General features: G+C 64.6%; 24 protein-coding genes. 14 read left to right on the plus strand and 10 right to left on the minus strand.

The genetic code is table 11. The features are described from left to right. The first annotated feature begins 276 nt into the window (after positions 1-276). The 4 genes from BKG60_RS21090 (at position 277) to BKG60_RS21105 (ending at position 6,909) form a co-directional block, all read left to right on the plus strand. A complete protein-coding gene (locus tag BKG60_RS21090) occupies positions 277-687 on the plus strand; it encodes an MmpS family transport accessory protein (RefSeq protein WP_110765024.1) in 411 nt (136 codons plus the stop codon). After that, entirely contained in the window at positions 684-3,566 is a 2,883-nt protein-coding gene (locus BKG60_RS21095; protein WP_070946186.1) for an MMPL/RND family transporter, read from the plus strand. The genes BKG60_RS21090 and BKG60_RS21095 overlap by 4 nt, the downstream gene beginning before the upstream one ends. Continuing rightward, complete coding sequence (locus BKG60_RS21100) at positions 3,563-6,436, plus strand: MMPL/RND family transporter (RefSeq protein WP_239252274.1); 2,874 nt, start codon at positions 3,563-3,565, stop codon at positions 6,434-6,436. The genes BKG60_RS21095 and BKG60_RS21100 overlap by 4 nt, the downstream gene beginning before the upstream one ends. A gap of 146 nt (positions 6,437-6,582) precedes the next feature. Further along, positions 6,583-6,909: a hemophore-related protein gene (locus tag BKG60_RS21105; RefSeq protein WP_070946187.1), complete on the plus strand. Its 327-nt coding sequence runs from the start codon at positions 6,583-6,585 to the stop codon at positions 6,907-6,909. A gap of 6 nt (positions 6,910-6,915) precedes the next feature. Here BKG60_RS21105 and BKG60_RS21110 read toward each other — a convergent pair whose 3' ends face one another. Continuing rightward, entirely contained in the window at positions 6,916-7,818 is a 903-nt protein-coding gene (locus BKG60_RS21110) for an IclR family transcriptional regulator (protein WP_070946188.1), read from the minus strand. 102 nt (positions 7,819-7,920) lie between these two features. On the opposite strand from BKG60_RS21110, the gene BKG60_RS21115 reads away from it, so the two are divergent. The 3 genes from BKG60_RS21115 to BKG60_RS21125 all read left to right on the plus strand — a co-directional run bounded on the left by BKG60_RS21115 (position 7,921) and on the right by BKG60_RS21125 (position 11,055). Then, a complete protein-coding gene (locus BKG60_RS21115; RefSeq protein WP_070946189.1) occupies positions 7,921-9,048 on the plus strand; it encodes a hypothetical protein in 1,128 nt (375 codons plus the stop codon). A 2-nt stretch (positions 9,049-9,050) separates the two neighbouring features. Next, positions 9,051-9,833 (plus strand): SDR family oxidoreductase, encoded by a 783-nt coding sequence (locus BKG60_RS21120; RefSeq protein ID WP_070946190.1) that lies wholly within the window; start codon positions 9,051-9,053, stop codon positions 9,831-9,833. A 70-nt stretch (positions 9,834-9,903) separates the two neighbouring features. Continuing rightward, the gene (locus BKG60_RS21125) at positions 9,904-11,055 is read left to right on the plus strand and encodes a sulfotransferase family protein (protein WP_070946191.1); all 1,152 of its coding nucleotides are present in this window, start codon (positions 9,904-9,906) and stop codon (positions 11,053-11,055) included. Between the two features lie 93 nt (positions 11,056-11,148). Here the strand turns inward: BKG60_RS21125 and BKG60_RS21130 are convergent, their stop codons facing one another. From BKG60_RS21130 to BKG60_RS21140, 3 genes are all read right to left on the minus strand, one after another. After that, complete coding sequence (locus BKG60_RS21130) at positions 11,149-11,625, minus strand: hypothetical protein (protein ID WP_070946192.1); 477 nt, start codon at positions 11,623-11,625, stop codon at positions 11,149-11,151. Continuing rightward, a complete protein-coding gene (locus tag BKG60_RS21135; protein ID WP_070946193.1) occupies positions 11,625-12,788 on the minus strand; it encodes a 3-ketosteroid-9-alpha-monooxygenase, oxygenase component in 1,164 nt (387 codons plus the stop codon). Before BKG60_RS21135 ends, BKG60_RS21130 begins: the two co-directional genes overlap by 1 nt. A gap of 107 nt (positions 12,789-12,895) precedes the next feature. Continuing rightward, entirely contained in the window at positions 12,896-13,531 is a 636-nt protein-coding gene (locus BKG60_RS21140; RefSeq protein WP_070186742.1) for a hypothetical protein, read from the minus strand. A gap of 61 nt (positions 13,532-13,592) precedes the next feature. Here BKG60_RS21140 and BKG60_RS21145 point away from each other — a divergent pair, with 61 nt between their 5' ends. Continuing rightward, positions 13,593-14,117, plus strand: a complete 525-nt coding sequence (locus BKG60_RS21145; protein WP_070186755.1) for a gamma carbonic anhydrase family protein — start codon at positions 13,593-13,595, stop codon at positions 14,115-14,117. Here the strand turns inward: BKG60_RS21145 and BKG60_RS21150 are convergent. From BKG60_RS21150 to BKG60_RS21170, 5 genes are read right to left on the minus strand one after another with little or no spacing between them, the layout of a single operon-like run. Beyond that, a complete protein-coding gene (locus tag BKG60_RS21150; protein ID WP_070946194.1) occupies positions 14,114-14,533 on the minus strand; it encodes a nuclear transport factor 2 family protein in 420 nt (139 codons plus the stop codon). The genes BKG60_RS21145 and BKG60_RS21150 overlap by 4 nt on opposite strands. Before the next feature lies 1 nt (position 14,534). Further along, entirely contained in the window at positions 14,535-15,413 is an 879-nt protein-coding gene (locus tag BKG60_RS21155) for a TIGR03619 family F420-dependent LLM class oxidoreductase (RefSeq protein ID WP_070946195.1), read from the minus strand. An 8-nt stretch (positions 15,414-15,421) separates the two neighbouring features. Continuing rightward, complete coding sequence (locus BKG60_RS21160; protein WP_070946196.1) at positions 15,422-16,597, minus strand: thiolase domain-containing protein; 1,176 nt, start codon at positions 16,595-16,597, stop codon at positions 15,422-15,424. After that, positions 16,597-17,661, minus strand: a complete 1,065-nt coding sequence (locus BKG60_RS21165) for a thiolase domain-containing protein (protein ID WP_070946197.1) — start codon at positions 17,659-17,661, stop codon at positions 16,597-16,599. Before BKG60_RS21165 ends, BKG60_RS21160 begins: the two co-directional genes overlap by 1 nt. A 9-nt stretch (positions 17,662-17,670) precedes the next feature. Continuing rightward, a complete protein-coding gene (locus tag BKG60_RS21170; RefSeq protein ID WP_070946198.1) occupies positions 17,671-18,663 on the minus strand; it encodes a Zn-ribbon domain-containing OB-fold protein in 993 nt (330 codons plus the stop codon). A gap of 58 nt (positions 18,664-18,721) precedes the next feature. Here BKG60_RS21170 and BKG60_RS21175 point away from each other — a divergent pair, with 58 nt between their 5' ends. The 4 genes from BKG60_RS21175 (at position 18,722) to BKG60_RS21190 (ending at position 22,246) form a co-directional block, all read left to right on the plus strand. After that, complete coding sequence (locus tag BKG60_RS21175; RefSeq protein WP_070946199.1) at positions 18,722-19,753, plus strand: LLM class F420-dependent oxidoreductase; 1,032 nt, start codon at positions 18,722-18,724, stop codon at positions 19,751-19,753. A gap of 118 nt (positions 19,754-19,871) precedes the next feature. Beyond that, positions 19,872-20,552 (plus strand): acetoacetate decarboxylase family protein, encoded by a 681-nt coding sequence (locus BKG60_RS21180; protein WP_070946233.1) that lies wholly within the window; start codon positions 19,872-19,874, stop codon positions 20,550-20,552. After that, a complete protein-coding gene (locus tag BKG60_RS21185; protein WP_070946200.1) occupies positions 20,549-21,760 on the plus strand; it encodes a cytochrome P450 in 1,212 nt (403 codons plus the stop codon). Before BKG60_RS21180 ends, BKG60_RS21185 begins: the two co-directional genes overlap by 4 nt. A gap of 174 nt (positions 21,761-21,934) precedes the next feature. Continuing rightward, positions 21,935-22,246: a hypothetical protein gene (locus BKG60_RS21190; protein WP_239252265.1), complete on the plus strand. Its 312-nt coding sequence runs from the start codon at positions 21,935-21,937 to the stop codon at positions 22,244-22,246. A 66-nt stretch (positions 22,247-22,312) separates the two neighbouring features. On the opposite strand, the gene BKG60_RS21195 is transcribed toward BKG60_RS21190, so the two are convergent. Next, positions 22,313-23,113: a crotonase/enoyl-CoA hydratase family protein gene (locus BKG60_RS21195; protein WP_070184937.1), complete on the minus strand. Its 801-nt coding sequence runs from the start codon at positions 23,111-23,113 to the stop codon at positions 22,313-22,315. Positions 23,114-23,146: 33 nt separating this feature from the next. On the opposite strand from BKG60_RS21195, the gene BKG60_RS21200 reads away from it, so the two are divergent. Further along, positions 23,147-24,832 carry an acyl-CoA synthetase gene (locus tag BKG60_RS21200; protein WP_207549603.1) on the plus strand — a complete coding sequence of 562 codons (1,686 nt, stop codon included), beginning with the start codon at positions 23,147-23,149 and terminating at the stop codon, positions 24,830-24,832. Beyond that, positions 24,832-25,953, plus strand: a complete 1,122-nt coding sequence (locus tag BKG60_RS21205; protein WP_070946202.1) for an NAD(P)H-dependent flavin oxidoreductase — start codon at positions 24,832-24,834, stop codon at positions 25,951-25,953. The genes BKG60_RS21200 and BKG60_RS21205 overlap by 1 nt, the downstream gene beginning before the upstream one ends. The last annotated feature ends 27 nt before the right edge of the window (positions 25,954-25,980 follow it).

Consider the following 25,980-nt stretch of genomic DNA (forward strand, 5'->3'; position numbering starts at 1 on the left):
GCCCCGAATGCATTACGATCGCGTATCACCTTGGGAGTGGACCGATATGGAGGTGGCCTGAATGATGTACTTGTCAGGTTCGAGCTGTCCCGCCCGAGCTGTCGTGGGTCTGCCGTGACCGTCCAGCGTGGCTGGCTCCGAATGCCGGCTGCGTCAGACCCGTCGGTGCCTGGTCGAGGATTGCGGTCGATACACTTCGCCCAGTCTCGTGGCACGGATGGTCCGGAATAGGCTGCGAATTCAGGGGGTTCGTGAAACGTGGGGGTTCTGAAGCGGATTTGGATTCCGCTGTTGATCTTGGTGGTCCTCGGTGCCGGGGGATTCACCGTCATGCGGCTGCACGGTGTGTTCGGCTCTCAGACCCGCCCTACGTACGCCGACACCGAACTGGAGGAACGCAAGCCTTACGACCCTAAACAGTTGGTGTACGAGGTGTTTGGCCCGCCGGGAACGGTGGCCAACATCAGCTACTTCGACGTCGACGCGGAGCCTCAGTTTGTCGAGGGAGCAAGCTTGCCGTGGTCATTGAAGTTTCCGATGACCGAGGCCACGGCATTGGTCAATGTCATCGCACAAGGCGATAGCAACCGAATCGGCTGCCGCATCATCGTCGATGACGAGGTCAAGGCGGAGCGGGTCGAGAATGGCGTAAGCGCCTTCACCTACTGTCTTTTGAAGGCCGCATGACCAGCCCGGAGACCAGCCGCAAACCGCCGCTCATCGCGCGTGCGATCCGCCTGCTCGCGGTGCCGATCATCCTCGGGTGGTTGGTGATCGCATATCTGCTGAGTGCGGTGGTTCCGCCGCTGGAGCAGGTCGAGAAAGAGCACTCCGTATCGCTGATACCCAACGACGCGCCGTCGTTCGAGGCGATTCAGCGGATGGGCCGGAACTTCGGCGAAGCCACCTCGAACAGCGCGGCGATCATCGTCTTGGAGGGGCAACAGCCGCTCGGCGATGAAGCGCACCGTTACTACGACGATCTGGTTCGCCAGCTCAAGGCCGACACGGCACATGTGCAGCATGTGCAGGATTTCTGGGGCGACCCGCTGATGGCCGGCGCGGCGCAAAGCGCCGATGGCAAGGCCGTTTACGTCCAGATGGGGCTCGCCGGCGATCTCGGCCAGGCGGCGTCGAACGAGTCCCTGGAATCGGTTCGGGAGATCGTCGAGCGGAGTTCACCGCCTCCGGGTGTCCAGGCGTATGTCACCGGCCCGGCGGCGATGGTGGCCGATCTGAGCGCGAGTGGCAACAAGACCGTCCTGCTCGTCACAGGTCTGAGCCTCGCCGTGATCTTGACGATGTTGCTGTTTTTCTTCCGATCGATCTTCACGGCCGTGATCCTGCTGTTCCTGGTGGGCATTCAATTGCAGGTAGCGCGCGGGGTGGTCGCATTTCTCGGGGATCAGGGCCTCATCGGCCTTTCCACGTATGCGGTCAATCTCCTGGTGACACTGGGCATCGCGGCGGGGACCGACTACGGCATCTTCTTCGTCGGGCGCTACCAGGAGGCGCGTCAGGCCGGCGAGGACAAGGAACAGGCTTTCTACACCACGTATCGCAGCGTCGGAAAGGTGGTGCTGGCATCCGGATTGACCATTGCCGGTGCCGTTTTCTGCCTCAGCTTCACCCGCTTGCCGTACTTCCGGACGCTTGGCATTCCGTGCGCCCTGGGCATGGTGGTGGCGGTGGCGGTGGCCCTGACGCTGATCCCCGCGGTCCTCTCGCTGGGCAGTCGAATGAGATTGTTCGAGCCGAAGCGCCAGATCATCGCGCGCCGGTGGCGCCGCATCGGGACTGCGATCGTTCGCTGGCCCGCACCCATTCTGGTCGCCGCCTGTGCGGTCTCATTGATCGGCCTGCTGGCGCTGCCGGCGTATCAGGCCGGCTACAACGACCAGAATTATCTGCCGAAGGACATTCCCGCCAACGCCGGTTACGAAGCTGCCGGCCGGCACTTTCAGCAGTCGTTGATGGCGTCGCCGGACGTACTGCTGGTCGAGGCCGATCATGACATGCGGAACGCGTCCGACTTTCTGGTGTTGAACAGGCTGACCAAGGGCGTTCTGGCGGTGCCCGGCGTGGCCCGGGTACAGGCGGCGACCCGGCCGGAAGGTATTCCGCTCAAGCACACCACGATTCCCTTCATCATCAGCTCGTCGAACGCCGGCCAACTGCAGCTCCTGCCGTTTCAGAAAGCCCGGATGAACGACCTGCTCGTCCAGGCCGAAGAGATTTCGAAAACCATCGCGGTGATGGAACGCATGTACGCACTGATGCAGCAACTCGCCGTGACGACCAACAATCTGGTGGGCAAGACGCACGAACTCGAAGACACCACTCTGGAGTTGCGGGACCACATGGCGGACTTCGACGACTTCTGGCGTCCGGTCCGGAACTATTTGTACTGGGAGCCGCACTGTTTCAACATCCCGCTCTGCTGGTCGATCAAGTCTCTGTTCGAGGCACTCGACGGTGTGGATCAACTCACCGTGTCGATGCATGAGCTGATCGGCAACCTCGATCAGCTCAACCTGCTGATGCCGCAGATGATCGCCCAGTTCCCCGCGATGATCGCGACGATGCGGAGCACGCGGACCATGATGCTGTCGATGCGCAGCACCATGGCGGGGGTGCTGGCGCAGATGGACGAGATGTCCGATGGCGCCACCGCCATGGGCCGGGCATTCGACGATGCCAGGAATGACGACTCCTTCTACATCCCGCCCGAGGTCTTCAAGAACGCGGACTTCAAGCGGGTCATGGACGTGTTCTTGTCGCCGGACGGGAAGACAGCGCGCCTGCTCATCTCACAACGCGGGGATCCCGCGACGCCCGAGGGTATCGCGCGCGTCGATCCGATCAGAACGGCCGCCGAGGAGGCACTCAAGGGGACGCCGTTGGAGAGCGCCAAGCTTTTCTTGACCGGAAGCTCGGCGATGGCAAAAGATCAGGTGGACGGGTCGACCTATGACCTGATGATCGCCGGAATCGCCGCGCTGTGCCTGATCTTCATCATCATGCTGATCATGATTCGAAGCCTCGTCGCGGCCTTGGTGATCGTGGGGACGGTGGCTCTGTCGCTCGGCGCCGCTTTCGGCTTGTCGGTCCTGATCTGGCAGCACATTCTGGGAATCCAGTTGAACTGGATCGTGCTGGCGATCGCACTCATCATCCTGTTGGCAGTCGGGTCTGACTACAACCTGCTGTTGGTGTCCCGGATGAAAGAGGAGATCGCGGCGGGCATCAACACGGGCATCATCCGCGCCATGGCCGGTAGCGGAAAAGTGGTGACGATCGCGGGCCTGGTGTTTGCCGCAACCATGTTGGCGATGTTGGCCAGCGATGTGCTCACCATCGGCCAGGTGGGTTCCACCATCGGGATCGGCTTGCTGTTCGACACCCTGATCGTGCGGGCGTTCATGACACCGTCCATCGCCGCCCTACTGGGCAGATGGTTCTGGTGGCCGTTGCATGTTCGACAGCGACCGGCCAGTGCGATGCTGCGGCCGATCGGGCCGCGGCCGCTGGTTCGTTCCCTGTTGCTCAACCCCGACGAACGCTGATCGTGGTGAGCAACAAGCCACCGCGTATTGCGAGGATCATTCACCGACTGGCGGTGCCGATCATTCTCGGCTGGTTGGTGTTCGTCGCCGTCGTCACCTTCGCCATCCCGTCGCTCGAACAAGTGGGACGGCAGTATTCGGTGTCGCTGGTACCGAAAGATGCCCCTTCGTTTCAGGCGATGCAGCAGATCGGCCGGAATTTCGGTGAATCGGATTCCGACAGTGTGGCGATGATCGTTCTGGAGAGCCAGGAGCCTCTGGGCGACGAGGCGCACCGCTATTACGACGACCTGGTGCGGCAGCTGAAGGCCGACACCCGCCACGTGCAGCACGTGCAGGATTACTGGGGCGATCCGCTCACCGCGCCGGCGGTCCAGAGCGCCGACGACAAGGCGGTCTACGTCCAGCTGAATCTTGCTGGTAACCAAGGCGAATCGCTGGCGACCGAATCCGTAGAGGCGATCCGGGACCTCGTGGCTCGGACGCCGGCACCCTCGGGGCTGAACGCGTACGTCACCGGTCCCGCGCCGCTGGTCGCGGACATGAACCATGCCGGCGACAAATCGATCATCAAGATCACCATCGTCACACTCGTGGTGATCCTCGCGATGCTGCTGCTGGTCTACCGGTCGATCGTCACTGCGGTGCTGCTTCTGGCCATGGTGGGTATCCAGGTTCAGGCGGCGCGGGGAGTGGTGGCATTCCTCGGAATGCACCAGGTCATCGGGCTTTCGACGTTCGCGGTCAACCTGCTGGTGTCGCTCGGCATCGCGGTCGGAACCGACTACGGCATATTTTTCCTCGGCCGGTATCAGGAGGCGCGACAGGCCGGGCAAGAACGGGAAGCCGCTTTCTACACCACATTTCAGAGCGTGGGCAAGGTGGTATTGGGCTCTGGGTTGACCATCGCCGGAGCGATCTTCTGCCTGAGCTTCGCTCGACTGCCCTATTTCCAGACCATGGGTGTTCCGACTGCCACGGCGATGGTTGTCGCGGTCATGGTCGCGCTCACCCTGGTTCCTGCGGTGCTCTTGGTGGGCGGGCGTTTCGGGCTGTTCGAACCCAAGCGAAAAATCATCGTTCGCCGGTGGCGGAGGCTGGCGACGGCGATCGTCCGATGGCCGGCACCCATTCTGGTCACCGCCTGTGTGATCGCACTTACCGGCTTGTTGGCGTTGCCGGCCTACGAGACCAGCTACAACGACCGCCTCTATGTCCCTGGAGACATTCCTGCCAACGTCGGATATGCGGCTGCCGAGAGGCACTTTCCGCAATCCCGGATGACGCCTGACATCTTGATGCTCGAGGCCGACCACGATATGCGTAATCCGGCGGATCTGCTCGTGTTGAACAAGTTGGCCAAGGGAATCTTCGCTGTTCAGGGCATCTCCCGCGTGCAGGGGATAACGCGTCCCGAGGGGAACCCGATCGATCGGACGTCGATCCCGTTTCTGCTCAGCTTGCAGAGCGCCAATCAGCAGCAGGTGTTGCCGTTCCAGCGGAATCGTATGGAGGACCTGTTGAAGCAGGCCGACGACATCACCACGCTGATCAACATCACGCAGCGGCTGTACGGTATCGGTCAGCAAATGGTCAGCACGACGGATCGAATGACAGAGAATACGCGTGAATTGGCCGAGGTCACCGATGAGCTCCGTGACCACGTTGCCGATTTCGACGACTTCTTCCGGCCGATCCGCAACTACTTCTACTGGGAACCGCACTGCTTCGACATTCCTTTCTGTTGGTCGACGCGGTCTCTGTTCGACGCCCTCGACGGGGTCGACGCGGTCTCGGACCAGATGACTGATCTCAGCAAGGAGACCGACAAGCTCAACGTGCTCATGCCTCAGCTGATGGGGCAGTTCCCGAAGATGATCGCGAGCATGAAGACGATGCGGTCCGCGCTGCTGACCATGCACAGCACGATGGCCGGCACCTTCGCTTTGATGGATGAGATGAGCACGAACGCCACCGCCATGGGACAGGCCTTCGACGCCGCCCGAAACGACGACTCCTTCTACCTTCCGCCCGAAGTCCTCCAGAACGAGGATTTCAAACGTGCGATGAACCTGTTCTTCTCGCCCGATGGAAAGTCGGCCCGTTTCATCATTTCCCACCGCGGGGATCCCGCCACGCCCGAAGGCATCTCACGGGTCAACGCAGTGGTCGACGCGGCCGAAGAGGCGCTCAAGCTGACTCCGCTGGAGCACGGCAGGATCTACCTGGCTGGCACGGCCCCGACGTTCAAGGACATGCGCGACGGCTCCACTTACGATCTGCTGATCGCCGGCGTGGCCGCACTGTGTCTGATCTTCGTCATCATGCTGTTGGTGACGCGCAGCCTGATCGCCGCGCTGGTCATCGTCGGCACGGTGGCGTTGTCGCTCGGTGCGGCGTTCGGGCTGTCGGTGCTGATCTGGCAGCACATTCTCGGCATAAACCTGCACTGGCTCGTCCTGGCGATGTCCGTGATCGTGCTGTTGGCCGTCGGCTCCGATTACAACTTGCTGCTGGTGTCCCGGATGAAGGAGGAAATCCATGCGGGCATCAACACCGGGATCATCCGCGCCATGGGCGGCAGTGGAAAGGTCGTGACGGCAGCCGGTCTGGTCTTCGCATTCACCATGATGTCGATGGTGGTCAGTGATCTGCGAATCATCGGTCAGGTGGGTTCGACGATCGGCATCGGCCTGTTGTTGGACACCCTGGTGGTGCGTGCGCTCATGACGCCGTCCATCGCCGCGCTGCTGGGTCCGTGGTTCTGGTGGCCGCAACGGGTGCGCCGGCGGCCGGCCAGCGCGCTGCTGCGGGACACCGCTCCGCGGCCGGTCGTGCGGTCCCTCATGCTTCCGTCAGACGAGCGCTGACTTCCGGGGTCTTCGGTTGGCGCCACGCAAACTATTTCTTGTGGAAATTAATAAAATTCGTCGACAAAGCAGCAAATTGCCAAAACGCGCAAGCACATTCACGATCGACGGGTAGAGTCCGGGCATCGGGGGGAGGAGGTCTACGCATGAATGAACGATTGCAGATAAGGGCGGCAGTTGCCGTCGGCGCCTTGGCAATGTCCCTTTCTGCCGGGGCGGGGGTCGCGTCCGCAGACCCCAGGCTTGATTCGGCTGTGAACACCACCTGTAACTATTCACAGGTGATGGGCGCGCTCAATGCGCAGAGTCCCATGGCCGGTGCATCGCCGGCGGTGCAGTCGGTCCTGGGGCAGTTCCTGGATTCGCCACGGGATCAGCGGCAGCGTATGGCCGAGGGCATCGCCGCTCAACCGGCCAACCAGCCCTATCTGGGGTTGTTGCAGACGGTTTTCGACACCTGCAACAACTTCTGACCGGGTTCAGCGCCGGGGTTTGACGCCGCCCAGTTGGGCGGTGAGCGCGTCGGCCGTTGCCACCAGCGCCTCGGCCCGCTCGGCGATCTCGTTGTCGGTCAAGGCCGTTCCGATGTGCAGCGAGGCCGCCATGACCTGACGTTGGTAGTGGTCGAACACCGGTGCGGAGATGACGCTGATATCCGAGCGTCCGTCGGTTCCGCCCTCATCGCGCAGGTAGACCCGTTCGCCGATGTCGGAGACCAGCTCGCTGAGCAGTGCGCGTAGTTCGTCGGGCAGGTTGGTCGACATTCCCGCCATCAGTGCGTAGAGCCTGCGACCACCGGGAGTCAGTCGTTCCACCAGATACCCGTCGGCGCGGCAGTTTTCGATCACGCGCTGCAGCCGGGCTGACTCGGTGCGCAGCGGGATCGTCGGCGCCTTGGCCAGCCAGGTCCGCAGCGCATTGTCATCCCACAGCACGAACATCAAGCCGACCGGCGGAGCAAACGGATAGCTCTGGCCTACGCGCACGCCGGGATCACGGCCCGGCGGCCCGACCAGCTCGAGCACGGTGATCCGGTCGTCGACCACCGCTGTCAGGCCCACGGAGGTGTCGAAAGCGGCTGACAGTGCGTGTAACTCGGCGCGCGCCGCCGGGTTGACGCGCATCGACTCCTGGGCTGCGTGCCCCAGGGTGATCAAGCTCGGTCCCAGACGGTACGTCTTGTCGCCGTCGTCGCGGATCAGGTAGCCGGCGTCGACAAGTGTGCTCAGGATGCCCAAGCACGTCGGCTTGCTCAGTCCGACTCGGCGGGTGAGCTCGGAGAGCCCGAATCGATCCTGCGGATGGTGGGACAGAAAATCCAGGATGGCCACCACCCGGGCGGTCGGCGGTGAGGCACGGCCGACCGGCTCGTTGTCTGGCATCGGACCCTCCCGGGGCGTTGACTCGCATTGGAACACGTTCTAGTGTCAGGTAGGAAACTCTACCACCACGGTCCAATATTGGACCGAGAGAGCAGATGCTGGATGTACTCACAACCACTGGCTGACGCCATCGCCGAGGCGGAACGCTTGGTGACCGCCGCGCCGTTCATAGAGTCGGAAGCGGATCTCCTCGAGGGCCTGCAGTACCTGGCCGGGTGTATCGCTGCCTGTACCCATGTCGGGTTCAACTACGACCGCGACCACCCGTTCCTGCACAGCGGAACCGGGCCCTTCACCAAGATGGCCCTGGACAACCCCGACACCCTGTACTTCGGTACCCGCGTGCAGCCCGGACACGAGTACGTCGTCACCGGCAAGCGCGGCACCACCACTGATCTGAGCTTCCAGATCCTCGGCGGTGAGTACACCGACGACAACGTGCCGATCAGCCAGGCCGCATTCGACGATCGCGAACTCGACATCGCCGCCGACGGCACCTTCGAGTACCGCTTCACCCCGACAACCCCGTCGCAGCTGCTGATCCGCGAGGTCTACAACGACTGGTCGGCGCAGCGCGGCTCCATCAGTGTCTCGCGCACCGACACGGCAGGTACCGCCCCGGCGCCGCTGACCAAAGAGCTGATCGAGAAGCGTTACGCCGTCGCGGGCAAGCAACTGGTGCAGCGAGTCAAGACGTGGCTGCAGTTCCCCAAGTGGTTCTATGACAACCTGCCGGTCAACACGTTGACCGAACCCCGCCTGACCCCCGGCGGGCTCGCCACCCAGTACTCGTCGGTCGGGCACTACGACATGACGCCTGACCAGGCCATGATCATCACGCTGCCGGTGCCGGATGCGCCCTACCTGGGCTTCCAGCTCGGGAGCCTCTGGTACATCTCGCTCGACTACATCAACCATCAGACCTCGCTGAACGGCGCCCAGGCGCAAGCCGACCCGGACGGCAAGATCCGCATCGTGGTGTCCGAGAACAACCCTGGTGTCACCAACTGGTGCGAGACGCTCGGGCATCTCAAGGGATACGTGCAGTTCCGCTGGCAGCGCGTCTCACGTGAGTTGACTGCCGAGGACGGGCCGACGTGCGAAATCGTCGACCTCGACGCAGTGGCCTCGAAGCTGCCGTACTACGAGAGCAACAAGATTTCCGACGAAGACTGGCGCGCGCGAATTGCGCTGCGGCAAAAGCTCATTGGCGAGAGGATGGTGGGCTGACCGTGACCGGGCTGCTCGATGGCAAGGTAGTGGTGATCAGTGGTGTCGGACCCGGCCTCGGGACGACGCTGGCTCGCCGATGTGCGGAGAACGGGGCGGACATCGTGCTGGCCGCCCGGACGGTGGAGCGGCTGGAGGACGTCGCCAAAGAGGTGACGGCACTGGGGCGTCGTGCGCTCGCGGTGGGCACCGACATCACCGATGACGAGCAGGTCGCCAATCTGGTGGCCCGCACGATGGAGGAGTACGGCAAGGCGGACGTGTTGATCAACAACGCGTTCCGGGTGCCGTCGATGAAGCCGTTCGCGAACACCACGTTCGAGCACATGCGGGACGCCATCGAGCTGACCGTGTTCGGCGCCCTGCGCATGACCCAGGGATTCACTCCGGCCCTGGAAGCCGCCAAAGGCTCGGTGGTGAACGTGAACTCGATGGTCGTGCGGCACTCGCAGGCCAAGTACGGCGCCTACAAGATGGCCAAGTCGGCCCTGCTGTCCATGTCGCAGACTCTCGCAACCGAGTTGGGGGAGAAGGGCATCCGGGTGAACTCGGTACTGCCCGGCTACATCTGGGGTGAGACCCTCGAGGGCTACTTCAACCATCAGGCCCAGAAGTACGGCACTACCGTCGAGCAGATCTACAACGCCTCGGCGGCCGGGTCGGACCTCAAGCGGCTGCCGACCGAGGACGAGGTGGCTTCGGCGATCCTGTTCATGGCCAGCGATCTGTCCAGCGGCATCACCGGCCAGGCCCTCGACGTGAACTGCGGAGAATACAAAGCATGATGCGAAGGCGACGACGAGCGAGGATCGCAGCGAGGAACGAGCGAGGACCGGAGCGAGAAGGAGTCGAGCCATGAGCGGCGCGCCGCGTACCGACGTGGGCACCGTCGAGGACCTACACGCCTCGGCGGTGAAGGCCTGCGGTCTGGAAGATTTCGGCACCGACGACGACAACTACCGCGAAGCGCTCGGCGTGCTGCTCGAGTCCTACCAGCGCGACGCCGATCTGACCGAGCTCGGCAGCAAGATGCAGCGCTTCTTCACCCGAAATGCGCTGGTGGCTCGTCTCGTCTCGGAAGCCGCGTTCAAGCAGCACCCGCAGCACGCCGATGTGCCGATCGAGCGGCCGATCTTCGTCACCGGCCTGCCCCGCACCGGGACCACGGTGATCCACCGGCTGCTGGCCGCAGACCCGATGCATCAGGGTTTGGAGATGTGGCTGGCGGAGTTCCCGCAGCCGCGCCCGCCACGGGAAACCTGGCCGGACAACCCGGTATTCAGCGCGCTCGATGCCAGGTTCAAGCAGGCACACGAGGAGAACCCGGATTACACCGGCCTGCACTTCATGACCGCCGACGAGGTCGAGGAATGCTGGCAGTTGCTTCGCCAGTCGCTGCACTCGGTGTCCTACGAGACCCTGGCTCACGTTCCGACCTATTCTCGGTGGCTGGCCCGGCAAGACTGGACCAAGTCTTATCAGCGGCATCGGAAGAACCTGCAGCTGATCGGTCTGAACGAGCCCGAAAAGCGTTGGGTACTCAAGAATCCCAGCCACTTGTTCGCCTTGGATGCGCTGTTCAAGGTCTACCCGGACGCTCTGGTCGTGCAATGCCATCGACCGGCGGAGACGATCATGGCCTCGATGTGCTCGCTGTCCCAGCACACGACCGCCGGCTGGTCCAACACGTTCACCGGGAACGTGATCGGCGAGGACGCCATGGAAACCTGGTCGCGCGGCTTGGAGTTGTTCAATACCGAACGGGCCAAACACGATCCGGCCCAGTTCTGTGACGTCGACTATTTCGAGTTCGTATCAGACCCGATCGGGGCAGTCGAAGGCATCTACCGCACGTTCGGCCTGGACTTCACCGAGGCTGCCCGGCAGGCGATGATCGACAGCCACAACGCCAGCAAGCAGGGGCCGCGGGCGCCCAAGCACACGTACTCGCTGGCTGATTACGGCTTGACCGACGAGGCGGTCAAGGAGCGTTTCAAGGGACTCTAGTTCCCGTGACCAGACACAAAACTGCCCAATTTCACGCGAAATTGGGCAGTTTTGTCGGCCTCCCGCTTGCGGGGGACCGCTCGGCAATGAGGATCAGCCGTCGCCGGGGGAGGGGGCCGAGGAAACCTCTTCCAGGCATCCTTCGGCGACAGCGTGTTTGATGCTGTCGCTCAGCCGAGGGCATGACCGGGCCCGGGCCGGGTCACCGCCGGAGGAACGGATTTCCTCGAAGGTCGCACAGCGTCGCACCGCCTCGGAACTCCATTGCACCGAAGTGTGTTCCGCGCTGAGCTTTTTCACCTGCACCGCCACATGGCAGAACCGGCAGTCCACCGACACCAGGCCCGAGGTCAGGTAGCGCTCGCGGTCGCGGGCGCTGGACTCACGCACCGCAGCGGCCCGTTGCGGGTCGGATGCGAAACTCGGCGCCTTGGCCCATGATCCGCCGGAGGAGCCCGCGTTGCCGCCACCGTGATGATCGTCGTCATCGTGGCCGCCGTGCAGCAACAGCATCGAGCGGGCCAGGTCCTCGACCTCCGGCGCCTGGCTCCGCTCGTTGCGTTTCGTCATCAGCTGGACTGCGCTGTTTCTTTCTCGGCCGACTCTTCGGCTGCTTTGGACTTCAGGTTCTCCTCGACCTCCACGTGCCACTTCTCGTTGGCCGCGGTGGTGTCGATCTCCATCTCGAAGCGGTCGGTCATGTCGGGTGTGATGTCGGCGACATCGACGTAGAACTGTTGGTACCAGCGGCGCATCTGGTAGACAGCGCCGTCCTCCTCGACCAACAGCGGGTTGTCGATGCGGGTCTTGTGCTTCCAGATCTCCACGTCCTGCAGGAAGCCCTGGCTGACGCCGTCGGTCATCGCGTTGGCCAGCTTCTGGGTGGTCTTCTCGTCCATACCCTTGGGCTTTTCGACGATGACGCCCCACTGCAGCATGAACGAGTCCTGGGTCACCGGGTAGTGGCAGTTGATCAGGATCGACTCGGCCTTGTAGCCGGCGTAGTTGTTGTGCAGCCAGTTGATCATGAACGACGGCCCGAAGTAGGAGGCTTCGGAATCCAGGTGCGACTCGCCGTACTGGGTCCCCATGCCGCCGATGTCCTGGCGGCCGACGTTGTGCAGGTACTGCGAGGCGATGTGGCCCTCGAAGACGTTCTTGAAGTACGTCGGCAGACCGAAGTGGATGTAGAAGAAGTGCGCCATGTCGGTGACGTTGTCGATGATCTCGCGGCAGTTGCTGCCCTCGATCAGCATCGAGTTCCACTGCCACTCGGTCCACTCGTCGCTCGCGGCTTCGGGGATCTCGGGGACGCGTACCTCGGGCTGCGGGTCGTTGCCTTCGTGGTCGTGCCACACGAACAACAGGCCGCCGCGCACGTCGGTGTGCCACGCCCGGGTGCGGGCCAGGCGCGGGGTGCGCTTGGCGTAGGGGACGAGCTTGCACTTGCCGTCGCCGCCCCAGCGCCAGTCGTGGAACGGGCAGGCCACCTCGTCACCCTTGATGGTTCCCTGCGACAGGTCACCGCCCATGTGCCGGCAGTAGCCGTCGAGAATCTTCACCTCGCCCTTGGAGTCGGCGAAAACCACCAGTTTGGTGCCGAACGCCTCCACGGAATGCGGCTGACCGTCAACGAAATTCTTGACCGGTCCCAGGCAGTGCCAACCGCGCGCGTAGCGGTCTGGCAGGGCGCCGGTGTCGATCTCTCTGATGCCGGCATGTTCGGTAGTCACGGTGGGCCTCCCGTATCGGTGCTCTTAACTAGAACACGTTACAGTTTTTTGAGCCCGGATGGCAATAATTCAGGCGTGACCTGCGGCATACCCGCCGTGAACGGGACTTACTCCCGCTCCGGAAGGCCAATTTTCAAGGCGATCTGTTGCATCCGACCAACGGCGGCCACCGTCTGCGGCGAGACCGGGTCGTCCGGATTGCTGTCGAACTCCAGGCGCACCACTGCGCGCCCCTGGGTGTACATCAGCAGCGTCACGGCCTTCCTGCCGTCGGGCGCCATGCCCGATATCACGGTGCCGTTGGTCCCCACCGGAACCGGTTGCGGCTGGCCCCCGGTCACCATGGTGCTGACTGCCGCGGAGGCTTGCTTCAACGTTGCCGATGCGGTCGCCACATCGGGGTAGATCAAGATCGTGTCGGCGATGGCCCGGGTGTCGTCGGCGTTGACGAACAGCGCGCTGGCACCTTCCTGCCCGTCCGGATTGACCTTGCTGGTGCGGGCGGTGAACACCTCCGGCGGAATGCTGACGTCCTCCGCCTGTAGCAACAGGTAGCTGTAGTCGGAGGCCTGCGATTTCGGCGTTTTCGATGCCGTGGCCGATGGCGAGGTGGACGGCGTGGCAACCCACGGCGTACTCGGCGAATCGCCGGTAGGCGAGCACGCGACCACCGTGCTGACGATGGCTGCAGCAAGGCCGGTGGAAATCAAGAACCTGGGGTGGTTTGTTGTCGTGAGCGACATAGTTACTGTTCAGGGTACGCGTCGCCGCGCCGGGACCGGTTTCCTGCGGTATATGTGGACGATGCCGCTGTATTCGTTCGAGGGCCGGGCGCCCGTGATCGACCCGAGCGCCTTCGTCGCCCCGACGGCAACGTTGATCGGCAACGTCACGATCGAGGCCGGTGCCTCGGTGTGGTTCAACGCCGTGTTGCGGGGCGACTTCGCCCCGATCGTCATCCGCGAGGGCGCCAACGTCCAGGACGGTTCGGTGCTGCACGCGCCACCGGGGATCCCGGTCGACATCGGCCCGGGTGCAACGGTTGCCCACATGTGCGTGGTGCACGGTGCACACGTGGGCGAGGACGCGCTGATCGCCAACCACTGCACGGTGCTCGACGGGGCGGTGATCGGCCGGCGCAGCCTGATCGCGGCGCACTCACTGGTGGTCGGGGGCACCAAGATTCCCGACGAGGTACTGGTCACCGGAGCGCCTGCCAAGATCCGAGGACCCATCGCAGGCACCGGTGCGCAGGTGTGGGTGCAGACCAACCCGGCGGCATACCGGGAGCTGGCCCAGCGTTACCTCACGGGTCTCGCCGAACTCTAGCCGTCGAGCTTTTCGGCGCTCGCGCGGTCCACTTCCCAGTAGGCCCGCAGGGCCACGAGTTGTCCCGCGTCGTTCGCCCGGTAGGTGAAGACACCCGGGGTGGTGATGCGGTGCCCGCCCATCGTGGTCACGATGCTGCCGACGTTGGCTTCCTCGCTGCCGCACTGGAACGTGTCGACGAACTTGAACTCGAGGTTGTCGGTCGGGGCGATCGCCTTGTCCCAGAACGCCGCGATGGCTTCTTTGCCCCGGTGGCCCTTGCCCTCGGGATCGAAGAAGGACGGCCCGATGGGATCCTGCACGATCGCGTCGTCGGCGAAATTGGCCAGCCAGGCTTGCTTGTCCCGGGCAGCCACCGCGTCCCGGGACCGCTTGCCCGCCAGGTGAGCTGAGTGTTCAGGATCGGTGATGGTCATCTCAGTCCTGCCATCCGGAGTGGATATAGGTGTCGGCGAACCGTTTCAGTGAATCCTGCTTCTTCTCCAGCGGGGCGTCGAAGCCCAGACCCTCGAGCATCCACGGAATGACGATGTTGTCCGTGATGCCGGCCTGTGCCAGCTCACGGTGCCCGTCGAGATCGAACTTGTCGATGCACACCGCCTGGAACTCGAACGGTTCATCGGCCCGGCCGTATTCGGCCCGCAGCTTGTTGATCGTCGTCACCGTCTCAGCCAGCTGTGTGCACGTCATCATCGCGCTGGTCCAGCCGTCACCGGCCCGAGCCGCCCGCTTGAGTGCGACCGGGGTGTGCCCGCCGACGTAGAACGGGACGGGCTTCGACGGAGCCGGGCTCATCTGCAAGCGCTCGAAATCGTAGAACTCGCCGTGGAATTCGACCATGCCGCCGCCGAGCACGAGCCTGAGCACCTCGATCATCTCGTCGACACGGGCGCCGCGCTTTGCGAACGGCACCCCGCACCACTCGAATTCCTCTGGTGCCCAGCCGATCCCGATGCCGAACCCGAACCGGTTGTCGGTGAGGTTGGCCACCGAACCGACCTGGCGGGCCAGAAGCAGCGGGTTACGCGACCCGAGCTTCATCACGTTGGTGTAGAAGCGCAGCGTCGTGGTGACCGCCCCCATCGAGGCCGCCGCGATCAGCGGGTCAACCCACGGCGTCTCGGCGTTCCACATCCGCGAACCATCCGGGGTGTACGGGTAGTCCGCGGCCTGCTTCTCCATGTAGAACAGCGAGTCCGGCAGCGCGATCGAATCGAATCCGACCTCCTCTGCGGTGCGGGCCAATCCGGTCAGATGCTCCAGTGGCCCCATGGCCACGCTGAGCGTGTACTTCATGCGGGCTGTCATTTGTCAGCCGGCTTGTCAGCCGAGACGACCCACATCGAGTAGTACTGCGCGCCACCGCCGTAGGCATGGCCCAGCGCCTTGCGGGCGCCCTCGACCTGATGATCGCCGGCCTTGCCCATCACCTGGATCGCCGATTCGGCGAACCGGATCATGCCGGACGCGCCGATCGGGTTCGAGCTGAGCACACCGCCGGAGGCGTTGAACGGGATCTTCCCGGCGATCGCGGTCTCGCCGGCTTCGGTGAGTTTCCAGCCCTCGCCTTCGGCGGCAAAACCGAGGTTCTCCAACCACATCGGCTCGAACCAGGAGAACGGTACGTACACCTCGGCCACATCGATCTCGTCGATCGGGCTGGTGATCCCGGCATCGCGCCACAACGCCGCCGCCGCGTCCCGGCCTGCCTGCGGGTTCACCTGGTCGCGCCCGGAGTAGGCCAACGGTTCGGTGCGCAGCGCGGTGGCGTGGATCCAGGCCACCGGGTGACCGTCGGCAACCCGTGCATCGGAGGCCGCCTCGTCGCCGATCACCATGGCTGCGGCACCGTCGGAGGACGGGCAGGTCTCATCGAACCGGATCGGGTCCCACAGCATCTGCGAGGCCATCACCTTTTCCAGTGTGATGTCGGGCTGGTGCAGGTGGGCCAGGGGGTTCTTGGCGCCGTTGATCCGGTCCTTGACCGCGACCATCGCGCCGATGTGGTTCGGAGCGCCGGAGCGGCGGATGTAGGCCCGCACGTGCGGCGCGAAGTAGCCGCCCGCGCCCGCGCCGACCGGCTTGGTGAATGGAACCGGAATACTCAACGCCCACATGGCGTTCGACTCCGACTGCTTCTCCCATGCCATCGTCAGCACCCGGCGGTACTTGCCGGACTTGACCAGGCTCGCGGCGACGATCGCGGTCGAACCACCCACGGAACCAGCGGTGTGGACGCGGATCAGCGGCTTGTTGGTGGCGCCCGTGGCATCGGCCATGAACAGCTCGGGCATCATGACGCCCTCGAAGAAGTCCGGCGCCTTGCCGACCACCACGGCGTCGATGTCGGCCATGGTGCAACCGGAATCGGCGAGCGCCTTGTCGATCGCCTCGCGCACCAGCCCGTTCATCGACACGTCGTGCCGTTTGGCGACGTACTTGGTCTGGCCCGTTCCGAGGACCGCTGCTTTGTTAGCCATTAGTTCTTGCCCTCCAGGACCGCGACCAGATTCTGTTGCAGCGCAGCGCCACTGGTGGCGTGCGCCAGCACGCGCCCGGCCGAGCCGGAGAAGATGTGCTGCGCGGCGAAACCGATGCGCTCCAGACCTGCCGAGAACATCGGGTTGGCGGCCAACGCGCCGCCGGAGGGGTTGATCTCGGTGTTCTCGCCCAGCCCGATGGCCTCGGTGAGGATCAGCTGCTGGTGGGTGAACGGGGCGTAGATCTCGGCTACCTCGATCGAGCTCGCGTCACCGCCGGTGGCGGCCTGAGCCGATGCGGCGGTCGACGTCGAGACGGTCAGGTCGCGCGCGCCGAGCACCGGGGTCTCGATGCGGTGCTCGAATCCGGTGATCCAGGCCGGGTTTTCGCGCAGTTCGCGGGCCCGGTCGCCGGCGGCGAGGACGATCGCCGAGGCACCGTCGGTGATCGGGGCGATGTCGTGGCGGCGCAGCGGATCGGCGAAGTACGGGCGGTCCAGCAATTCGCTGATGCTGCCGGTGACCTCCTCACGGTCGGTGCGGCCACCCGCGGCATACGAGTCCAGGGCCACCTGAGCCATCTGCTCTGCGGTCCATTTACCGGCATCCAGTCCGAACCGGGCCTGAAGTCCGGCCAGCGACACCGCATCCGGCCACAGCGGCGCGACGGTGTAGGGGTCGGTCTGCAGGGCCAGCACCCGGCGCAGCACACCTGCCGAAGACTTGCCGAAGCCGTAGACCAACGCGGTGTCCACCTCGCCGGTCAGGATCTTGATGTAGGCCTCGTACAGCGCCCAGGCCGCATCCATCTCGACGTGCGATTCGTTGATCGGCGGAACCGCACCGATCGAGTCGATCGCCGAGATGAACGAGAAGGCCCGGCCGGCAAGGTAATCGGAGGAACCCGAGCACCAGAAGCCGATATCGGTCTGCTGGAGACCGAGCTCTTCGTAGAGGCTTGCAAAACACGGCATCAGCATCTCGACGCCGTTGGTGGTGCCATCTGTACGGCGCACATGCGGCGCATGCGCGAAGCCGACGACGGCTACTTCACGAGAAGACATGTGGTCCCTTTACAGGTGGTGCTTGTAGCTGTCGTAGTCGGCGTCGGGCTCACCCGTCGGCCGGAAATGCGAGATGTTGTCGATGCCGAGATCCCATTCCTCCTGGGGCTTCCACACCGCTTCGACCCGCATCCCCATCCGCACCTCGGACGCATCGATGTCGGTGACCAGATGCAGGAACGGGATGTCGGCGCCGTCGAGCAGCACGTAGGCCGCGACATATGGCGGCTTGATTCGCTGGCCGGCGAAGGGGATGTTGATGATCGCGAAGGTGGTGACCGTGCCCTTGTCCACCAGCTCGACGAACTGGTCGAGTTCCCGGCCGGTGGCCGGATCGGCTTCCTTGGGCGGGAAGTACACCTTGCCGGTGTCGCCGGAGCGCGCGCCGAGCAGCTTGCCGTCGCGCAGGCCGCGCAGATAGGTGCTCTCCGGACGCGATGCGGTGTGCTGGATCTCGATGGCCGACGGGACCACCAACATGGTGACCGGGTCACGGTCGTCGGCCGCCACGGCGGGGACATCCTCGGCGGTTTCGCCGGGGACGAAGTACGCGATGTCGGTGATCGCACCCACCGGCTCGTCGACCCAGTGCACGTGCACGCGGGCCCCGGTGGTCAGCTCACCTTCGGCGACGTCCACGGCATGCAGCAGCGGTGTGTCGGCGCCATCGAGCTTGATCAACGCCCAGGCGAACGGCCGGTCCAGCGGCTGCCCTTCGAGGGGTTCGGGTTGCCAGGTCCAGGACATCACGGTCCCGGAGCTGCGGACGGGTACGACCTCGGTCAACGCCTCATAGGTGACCGGGTCATACTCAGCGGGTGGCACATGCACGCGTCCGTCAGACCCGCGCACGCCGACGATCCGGCGCTCACGCAGGGCAGTGAAGAACTGGCTGAGCAGCGGACCGACTGAACGGGTGTAGTCAAACGACAGTTTCAGTGGCGCGGAAAGTGGCGGCTCACGGTGATCTGTCGAGGCCGGGCGGCTTTGGCTGGCTGTCACACATCGAGTAGAACAGGTTCTAACAATCGTGGCAAGGACACGTGGGAAGGCAATCTAAATGAAGCTCGGTCTGCAACTCGGATACTGGGGCGCGCAGCCGCCCACCAACCACGCCGAACTCGTGGCCGCGGCCGAGGCGGAGGGCTTCGACACCGTCTTCACCGCAGAGGCCTGGGGCTCGGACGCTTACACCCCGCTCGCTTGGTGGGGGCGGGAAACGACCCGCATGCGCCTGGGCACGTCGGTCATCCAACTCTCGGCCCGTACGCCCACCGCGTGCGCGATGGCCGCGCTGACGCTGGACCACCTCTCCGGTGGCCGCCACATCCTCGGCCTAGGGGTGTCCGGCCCGCAGGTGGTCGAGGGCTGGTACGGCGCGAAGTTTCCCAAGCCGCTGGCCCGCACCCGCGAGTACATCGACATCTTGCGCCAGGTATGGGCGCGCGAGGCTCCGGTCCACAGTGACGGCCCGCACTACCCGCTGCCGTTGACCGCCGAGGGTACGACCGGCCTGGGCAAGAACCTCAAGCCCATCACGCATCCGCTGCGCGCCGACATCCCCGTGATGCTGGGCGCCGAGGGGCCCAAGAACGTCGCGTTGGCGGCCGAGATCGCCGATGGCTGGCTGCCGATCTTCTACTCGCCGCGCATCGCCGGCATGTACAACGAGTGGCTCGACGAGGGATTCGCCCGCCCCGGCGCCCGGCGTACCCGCGAGACCTTCGAGATCTGTGCCACCGCGCAGGTGGTGGTGACCGACGACCGGCCGGCGATCATGGAGTTGATGAAGCCCCATCTGGCGCTGTACATGGGCGGAATGGGTGCCGAGGACACCAACTTCCACGCCGACGTGTACCGCCGGATGGGATATGCCGAGGTCGTCGATGACGTCACGAAGCTGTTCCGCAGTGACCGGAAAGACGAGGCCGCCAAGATCATCCCCGACGAACTGGTCGACGACTCCGCGATCGTGGGGAACCTCGACTACGTCAAGGAGCAGATCAAGGCGTGGGAGGCCGCTGGCGTCACCATGATGGTCGTGGGTGCCCGCTCCGCCGAGCAGATCAAGGACCTCGCGGCTCTCGTCTGAAACCCGACTAGACACTTTCTTGCAACCTGTCTACTCGAGGTTCTAGATTTATGGCGTGAGTCACAGTGCTTCCGCCTCCGGACCCTCGCAACACACCGTCGCCGGCTCCGTGCTGACGATGCCGGTGCAGATCCGTACCGCCGAGCAGCACATGGCGATGTTCTCGGTGGACGCCGATGCCGCGCAGCGCATGATCGATTACAGCGGCATGCGCGTATACCGGCATCGACCACACCGCGCGATCGTGGTGCTGATGCTGATGCGCTATATCGACGGCGATCTGGGCCCGTACCTGGAGTACGGCACCAACGTCATGGTGAACCGGCCGGGAGCCGAAGGTTCGGGGCTGCGCGGCATGGGCTCGGCCGGTGCCCTCGTGCATCACCTCCCGGTCGACGGGGAGTTCACGCTGCAGGCCGGCCGCCAGATTTGGGGTTATCCGAAAGTCCTGGCGGACTTCACCGTTCATGAGGGCAAGCCGTACGGGTTCGAGGTGAAGATCGACGGCCGGCTGGCGGTCGGGATGGAATTCAAGCCCGGCCTGCCGGTGCCGTCGGCATTGACCGCCAAGCCTCAGGTGCAGTCCACCTTCTCCTGTCTCGACGGGGTGCTGCGCGAAACCGAAGGCCAGATGCGGCTTTCCGGCGTGCGCTACCGGCCGGGCGGAGCCCGGATCCGGCTCGGTGACCATCCGTACGCCGCAGAACTCGCGGAGCTGGGCCTGCCCAAGCGGGCGATGCTGTCCAGCTCGGCCCGCAATGTGCAGATGACGTTCGCTGACGCCAAGGAGATTTCGTGACCCAGGTCCTTCCCTCTACCAAGCCTGATGTCGACCTGGCCGACGGGAGGTTCTACTCCGACGGCGGCGCGCGCGAGGCTTACCGCTGGATGCGGGCCAACGAGCCGGTGTTCCGCGACCGCAACGGCCAGGCAGCCGCGACGACGTATCAGGCCGTCCTCGATGCCGAACGCGCGCCGGAACTGTTCTCCAGTGCCGGCGGCATCCGTCCGGACCAGCCCGGCATGCCGTACATGATCGACATGGACGATCCGGCCCACCTGCTGCGGCGCAAGCTGGTCAACTCCGGCTTCACCCGTAAGCGGGTCATGGACAAGGTGCCGTCGATCGTGACCCTGTGCGACACCCTGATCGACGCGGTGTGTGAACGCGGGGAATGCGACTTCGTCCGCGACATCGCCGCGCCACTGCCGATGGCGGTGATCGGCGACATGCTCGGGGTGCTGCCCAGTGAACGCGAAATGCTGCTGAAGTGGTCCGACGACCTGGTGTGCGGGCTTTCGTCGCACGTGGACGAGACCGTGATCCAGAACCTCATGGACACCTTCGCCGCCTATACCGCTTTCACCAAGGAAGAGATCACCAAGCGGCGGGCCAATCCATCCGACGACCTGTTCTCGATCCTGGTCAACGCCGAGGTCGAGGGTCAGCGCATGAGCGACGACGAGATCGTCTTCGAGACGCTGCTGATCCTGATCGGCGGCGACGAGACCACTCGGCACACGTTGTCGGGCGGCACCGAACAACTGCTGCGCCATCGCGATCAGTGGGAAGCGCTCGTCGCGAACGGAGAGGCGCTGCCCGGCGCGATCGAGGAGATGCTGCGCTGGACCTCGCCGGTGAAAAACATGTGCCGCACGCTGACTGCCGACACGACGTTCCACGGAACCGACCTCAAGGCCGGCGAGAAGATCATGCTGATGTTCGAGTCGGCCAACTTCGACGAAGCGGTCTTCGGGGATCCCGACAGTTTCCGTATCGACCGGAACCCGAACAGCCACCTGGCTTTCGGTTTCGGCACGCACTTCTGCCTCGGCAATCAGCTGGCTCGGCTGGAGCTGCGGCTGATGATCGAGCGTCTGCTGGTCCGGCTGCCCGACCTTCGGCTGGCCGAGGCTGCAGAGGTGCCGCTGAGGCCCGCGAACTTCGTCAGCGGACCGGAGTCCATGCCGGTCGTGTTCACCCCCACGGCTCCGGTGGGGGCTTAGCCCTGAGTTCAGGGCTGATGTGTATTCCTGTGTCCTGGTTAAGTTTTCCCTGTGCATGAGCCTCGCAGGTTTCGCATAGCGAATCTAATTAGATAATCTCGCAACATCGGGGGATGCGACGCGACGATTAGAGGAGTGCACGAGATGGCACGACATTTACCTGGGCGAACACTGATGAGCGCACTGGTGTTGGGTGGGGCGCTGGTGGCAGGGGCCATCGGAGTGGCCGGCCAGGCCAATGCGGCGCCGGCAGCGGGGATGGCCGCGTCGCCGGCGAGTGTGATGCCGGTGGTTCCGGTGCCGCAGTTCCCGCCTCCCCCGCCACCACCTCCTCCGTTCTGGGGTCCGCCACCTCCGCCGCCACCCCCGCCGTTCTGGAGACCGCCGCCTCCGCCGCGATTCTGGGGGCCACCGCCCCCACCGCGGCCATGGGGCCCGCCCCCGCCGGGGCACTGGGGGCCGCCACCGCCGGGACATTGGCGCTGAGAGCCTGAGATGCACCGAGGCCCTGCTCGAAATATCGAGCAGGGCCTCGGTTTTGCCGCGAACGGACTACTTCATCTGGAAGACGGGCGCACGCTTCTCCTTGAAAGCCAGCGGGCCCTCCTTGGCGTCCTGGGACAGGAACACCGGGATGCCGTTGGCGGTGTCGGGCTTGAACGCCTCGTTCTCGTGCATGCCCTCGGTCTCGCGGATGGTCTTGAGGATGGCCTGCACGGCCAGCGGGCCGTTGTTGTTGATCACCTCGGCGATCTCCAGGGCCTTCTCCAGTGCGGTGCCGTCCGGCACGACGTGACCGATCAGGCCGTACTCGAGGGCCTGGGCGGCGGTGATGTGCCGCCCGGTCAGCAGCATGTCGCACGCGATGGTGTAGGGAATCTGGCGCACGAGGCGCACGGCCGAGCCGCCCATCGGGTACAGGCTCCACTTGGCTTCGGAGATACCGAACTTGGCGCTCTCGCCCGCGACGCGGATATCGGTGCCCTGCAGGATCTCGGTCCCGCCGGCGATGGCCGGGCCCTCGACCGCGGCGATCAGCGGCTTGGTGAGCCGGCGGCCCTTGAGTAGACCATCGATGCGCGACGGGTCGTAGCTGCCGTCCTTGAACGAGTCGCCCGGCGGCTTCTTGGTTGCCCCCTTGAGGTCCATGCCCGCGCAGAAGTACCCGCCGGCACCGGTGAGGATGCAGGTGCGGATCTCCGGATCGTTGTCGACGCGGTCCCAGGCGGCCACCATGATCGAGAGCATCTCGGTGGAAAGGGCGTTGCGCGCCTCCGGCCGGTTCAGCGTCAGGATCAGAGTGTGTCCGCGCTGCTCAATGAGGGCATCGGGCCCTTTTTCGGTATCGCTCACGAGTGTCAGCTCCTATGCATTTTCAACCCAGACTTGTCTCGAAATGTAACACGTTCTAGTTTAGGCTCTGTGGCTCTGAATATTGCTGATCTTGCCGAGCACGCCATCGACGCTGTGCCGGACCGTGTCGCGCTGATTTGTGGCGACGAGCAGTTGACCTATGGCCAACTGGAGGAGAAGGCCAACCGCCTGGCTCACTACCTGATTTCCCAGGGCGTCAAGAAGGACGACAAAGTCGGCCTGTACTGCCGCAATCGCCTCGAGATCGTGATCGGGATGCTGGGCATCGTGAAGGCCGGCGCAATCCTGGTCAACGTCAACTTCCGTTACGTCGAGGGCGAGTTGAAGTACCTCTTCGACAACTCCGACATGGTCGCGCTGATCCACGAGCGTCGCTATGCCGATCGCGTGGCCAACGTGCTTCCGGAGACGCCGTTGCTGAAGACCGTTCTGGTCGTGGAGGACGGAACCGACGACGACTACCAGCGTTACGGTGGCGTCGCCTTCGAGGATGCGCTGGCCCAGGGCTCGCCCGAGCGTGACTTCGGCCCGCGCAGCGCCGACGACATCTACCTGCTCTACACCGGCGGCACCACCGGATTCCCCAAGGGCGTCATGTGGCGTCACGAGGACATCTACCGGGTGTTGTTCGGCGGCACGGACTTCGCCACCGGCGAGCCCGTGGCCGACGAGTACGACCTGTCCAAGCAGGCGGTCGCCAACCCGCCGATGGTTCGGCTGCCCATCCCGCCGATGATCCACGGCGCGACACAGTCGGCTACCTGGATGGCGTTGTTCACCGGGCACACCGTGGTGCTGATGCCGGAGTTCGATGCCGATGCGGCGTGGCGGATGATCCACGAGCACAAGGTGAATCTGCTGTTCTTCACCGGTGACGCGATGGCCCGTCCACTCCTGGATGCGCTGCTTGCGCACCAGGACGCCGGCAACGAATACGACCTGTCGTCGCTGTTCCTGCTGGCCAGCACGGCAGCGCTGTTCTCCACCAGCCTCAAGGAGAAGTTCCTTGAGCTGCTGCCCAACCGGATCATCACCGACTCGATCGGCTCGTCGGAGACCGGCTTCGGCGGTACCTCCGTGGTGGCCAAGGGGCAGAGCCACACCGGCGGCCCGCGCGTGACCATCGACAAGAACACCAAGGTGCTCGACGAGGACGGCAACGAGGTGGTCCCGGGTTCGGGCGTGCGCGGCATCATCGCCAAGTGCGGCCACATCCCGGTCGGCTACTTCAAGGACGAGAAGAAGACGGCCGAGACCTTCCGGACCTTCAACGGGGTCCGCTACGCGATCCCGGGTGACTATGCCGAGGTCGAGGCCGACGGCAGCGTGACCATGCTCGGCCGCGGCTCGGTGTCGATCAACAGCGGCGGCGAGAAGATCTACCCCGAAGAGGTCGAGGCAGCGCTCAAGGGACACCCGGACGTGTTCGACGCGCTCGTGGTCGGGGTTCCTGACGAGCGCTTCGGTCAGCACGTGGCAGCCGTCGTGCAGCCGCGCGAGGGGGCGCGCCCGACGCTGGCCGAGCTCGATACCTTCGTGCGCAGCGAGATCGCGGGCTACAAGGTGCCGCGCAGCCTGTGGTTGGTCGACGAGGTCAAGCGCTCGCCGGCGGGCAAGCCCGACTACCGGTGGGCCAAGGACACCACCGAGGAGCGGGCCGCCGATGACGTGCACGCGAATCATGTTGGAGCGAAATGATGAAGACCGATCTCTGCGAGAGGTTCGGGATCGAATACCCGATCTTCGTGTTCACCCCGTCGGAGAAGGTGGCCGCCGCGGTCAGCAAGGCCGGCGGTCTGGGCGTGCTGGGTTGCGTGCGATTCAACGACGCCGACGACCTCGAAGAGGTTCTGCAGTGGATGGACGCCAACACCGACGGTAAGCCGTACGGCGTCGACGTGGTGATGCCGGCCAAGATCCCGACCGAGGGCACGGCCGTCGACATCAACAAACTCATCCCGCAGAGCCACCGCGACTTCGTCGCGAAAACCCTTGCCGATCTCGGAGTTCCGCCGCTGCCGGAGGACGAGGAGCGCAACGAGGGTGTGCTGGGCTGGCTGCACTCGGTGGCCCGCAGCCACGTCGACGTCGCCCTCAAGCACCCGATCAAGCTGATCGCCAACGCCCTTGGTTCGCCACCCAACGACGTCATCGAACAGGCGCACGCCGCAGGCGTTCCGGTGGCCGCGCTGGCCGGCAGCGCCAAGCATGCGCTGCGCCACGTCGAGAACGGCGTGGACATCGTCGTCGCCCAGGGCCACGAGGCCGGTGGGCACACCGGCGAGATCGGGTCCATGGTGCTGTGGCCGGAAATCGTTGATGCCCTTGACGGCAAGGCCCCGGTGCTGGCTGCCGGCGGTATCGGCACCGGCAAGCAGGTCGCGGCCGCGCTGGCGCTGGGAGCCTCGGGCGTGTGGATGGGCTCGGCCTTCCTGACCGCGGCCGAGTACGACCTGGGCCACCGGCTGCCTGGCGGCACCTCCACGATCCAGGAGGCGCTGCTCAAGGCGACCACGGCTGACACCGTGCGCCGCAAGATCTACACCGGTAAGCCGGCCCGGTTGCTCAAGACCAAGTGGACCGACGCCTGGGATGCCCCGGACGCACCGGAGCCGCTGCCCATGCCGCTGCAGAACATCCTTGTCAGCGAGGCCCACCAGCGGATGAACGAATCCGACAACCCCGACACCGTATCCATGCCGGTCGGACAGATCGTGGGCCGGATGAACAAGATTCGCCCCGTGGCCGACATCATGGCCGAATTGGTGAGCGGTTTCGAGGCGGCGACCAAGCGCCTGGACGGCATCGCCGGAAGCTGAGTCTTCGCGCAGGCTCGACGACGTCGA

The sequence above is a fragment of the Mycobacterium syngnathidarum genome, from assembly GCF_001942625.1.
Taxonomy (GTDB): domain Bacteria; phylum Actinomycetota; class Actinomycetes; order Mycobacteriales; family Mycobacteriaceae; genus Mycobacterium; species Mycobacterium syngnathidarum.

Bases quoted from the DNA above. Each gene is read 5' to 3' on its own strand.
- BKG60_RS21095 (WP_070946186.1), top strand. From the start codon at position 684: ATGACCAGCCCGGAGACCAGCCGCAAACCGCCGCTCATCGCGCGTGCG.
- BKG60_RS21105 (WP_070946187.1), top strand. From the start codon at position 6,583: ATGAATGAACGATTGCAGATAAGGGCGGCAGTTGCCGTCGGCGCCTTG.
- BKG60_RS21110 (WP_070946188.1), bottom strand. From the start codon at position 7,818: ATGCCAGACAACGAGCCGGTCGGCCGTGCCTCACCGCCGACCGCCCGG.
- BKG60_RS21115 (WP_070946189.1), top strand. From the start codon at position 7,921: ATGTACTCACAACCACTGGCTGACGCCATCGCCGAGGCGGAACGCTTG.
- BKG60_RS21125 (WP_070946191.1), top strand. From the start codon at position 9,904: ATGAGCGGCGCGCCGCGTACCGACGTGGGCACCGTCGAGGACCTACAC.
- BKG60_RS21130 (WP_070946192.1), bottom strand. From the start codon at position 11,625: ATGACGAAACGCAACGAGCGGAGCCAGGCGCCGGAGGTCGAGGACCTG.
- BKG60_RS21140 (WP_070186742.1), bottom strand. From the start codon at position 13,531: ATGTCGCTCACGACAACAAACCACCCCAGGTTCTTGATTTCCACCGGC.
- BKG60_RS21145 (WP_070186755.1), top strand. From the start codon at position 13,593: ATGCCGCTGTATTCGTTCGAGGGCCGGGCGCCCGTGATCGACCCGAGC.
- BKG60_RS21150 (WP_070946194.1), bottom strand. From the start codon at position 14,533: ATGACCATCACCGATCCTGAACACTCAGCTCACCTGGCGGGCAAGCGG.
- BKG60_RS21155 (WP_070946195.1), bottom strand. From the start codon at position 15,413: ATGAAGTACACGCTCAGCGTGGCCATGGGGCCACTGGAGCATCTGACC.
- BKG60_RS21160 (WP_070946196.1), bottom strand. From the start codon at position 16,597: ATGGCTAACAAAGCAGCGGTCCTCGGAACGGGCCAGACCAAGTACGTC.
- BKG60_RS21165 (WP_070946197.1), bottom strand. From the start codon at position 17,661: ATGTCTTCTCGTGAAGTAGCCGTCGTCGGCTTCGCGCATGCGCCGCAT.
- BKG60_RS21175 (WP_070946199.1), top strand. From the start codon at position 18,722: ATGAAGCTCGGTCTGCAACTCGGATACTGGGGCGCGCAGCCGCCCACC.
- BKG60_RS21180 (WP_070946233.1), top strand. From the start codon at position 19,872: ATGCCGGTGCAGATCCGTACCGCCGAGCAGCACATGGCGATGTTCTCG.
- BKG60_RS21190 (WP_239252265.1), top strand. From the start codon at position 21,935: ATGAGCGCACTGGTGTTGGGTGGGGCGCTGGTGGCAGGGGCCATCGGA.
- BKG60_RS21205 (WP_070946202.1), top strand. From the start codon at position 24,832: ATGAAGACCGATCTCTGCGAGAGGTTCGGGATCGAATACCCGATCTTC.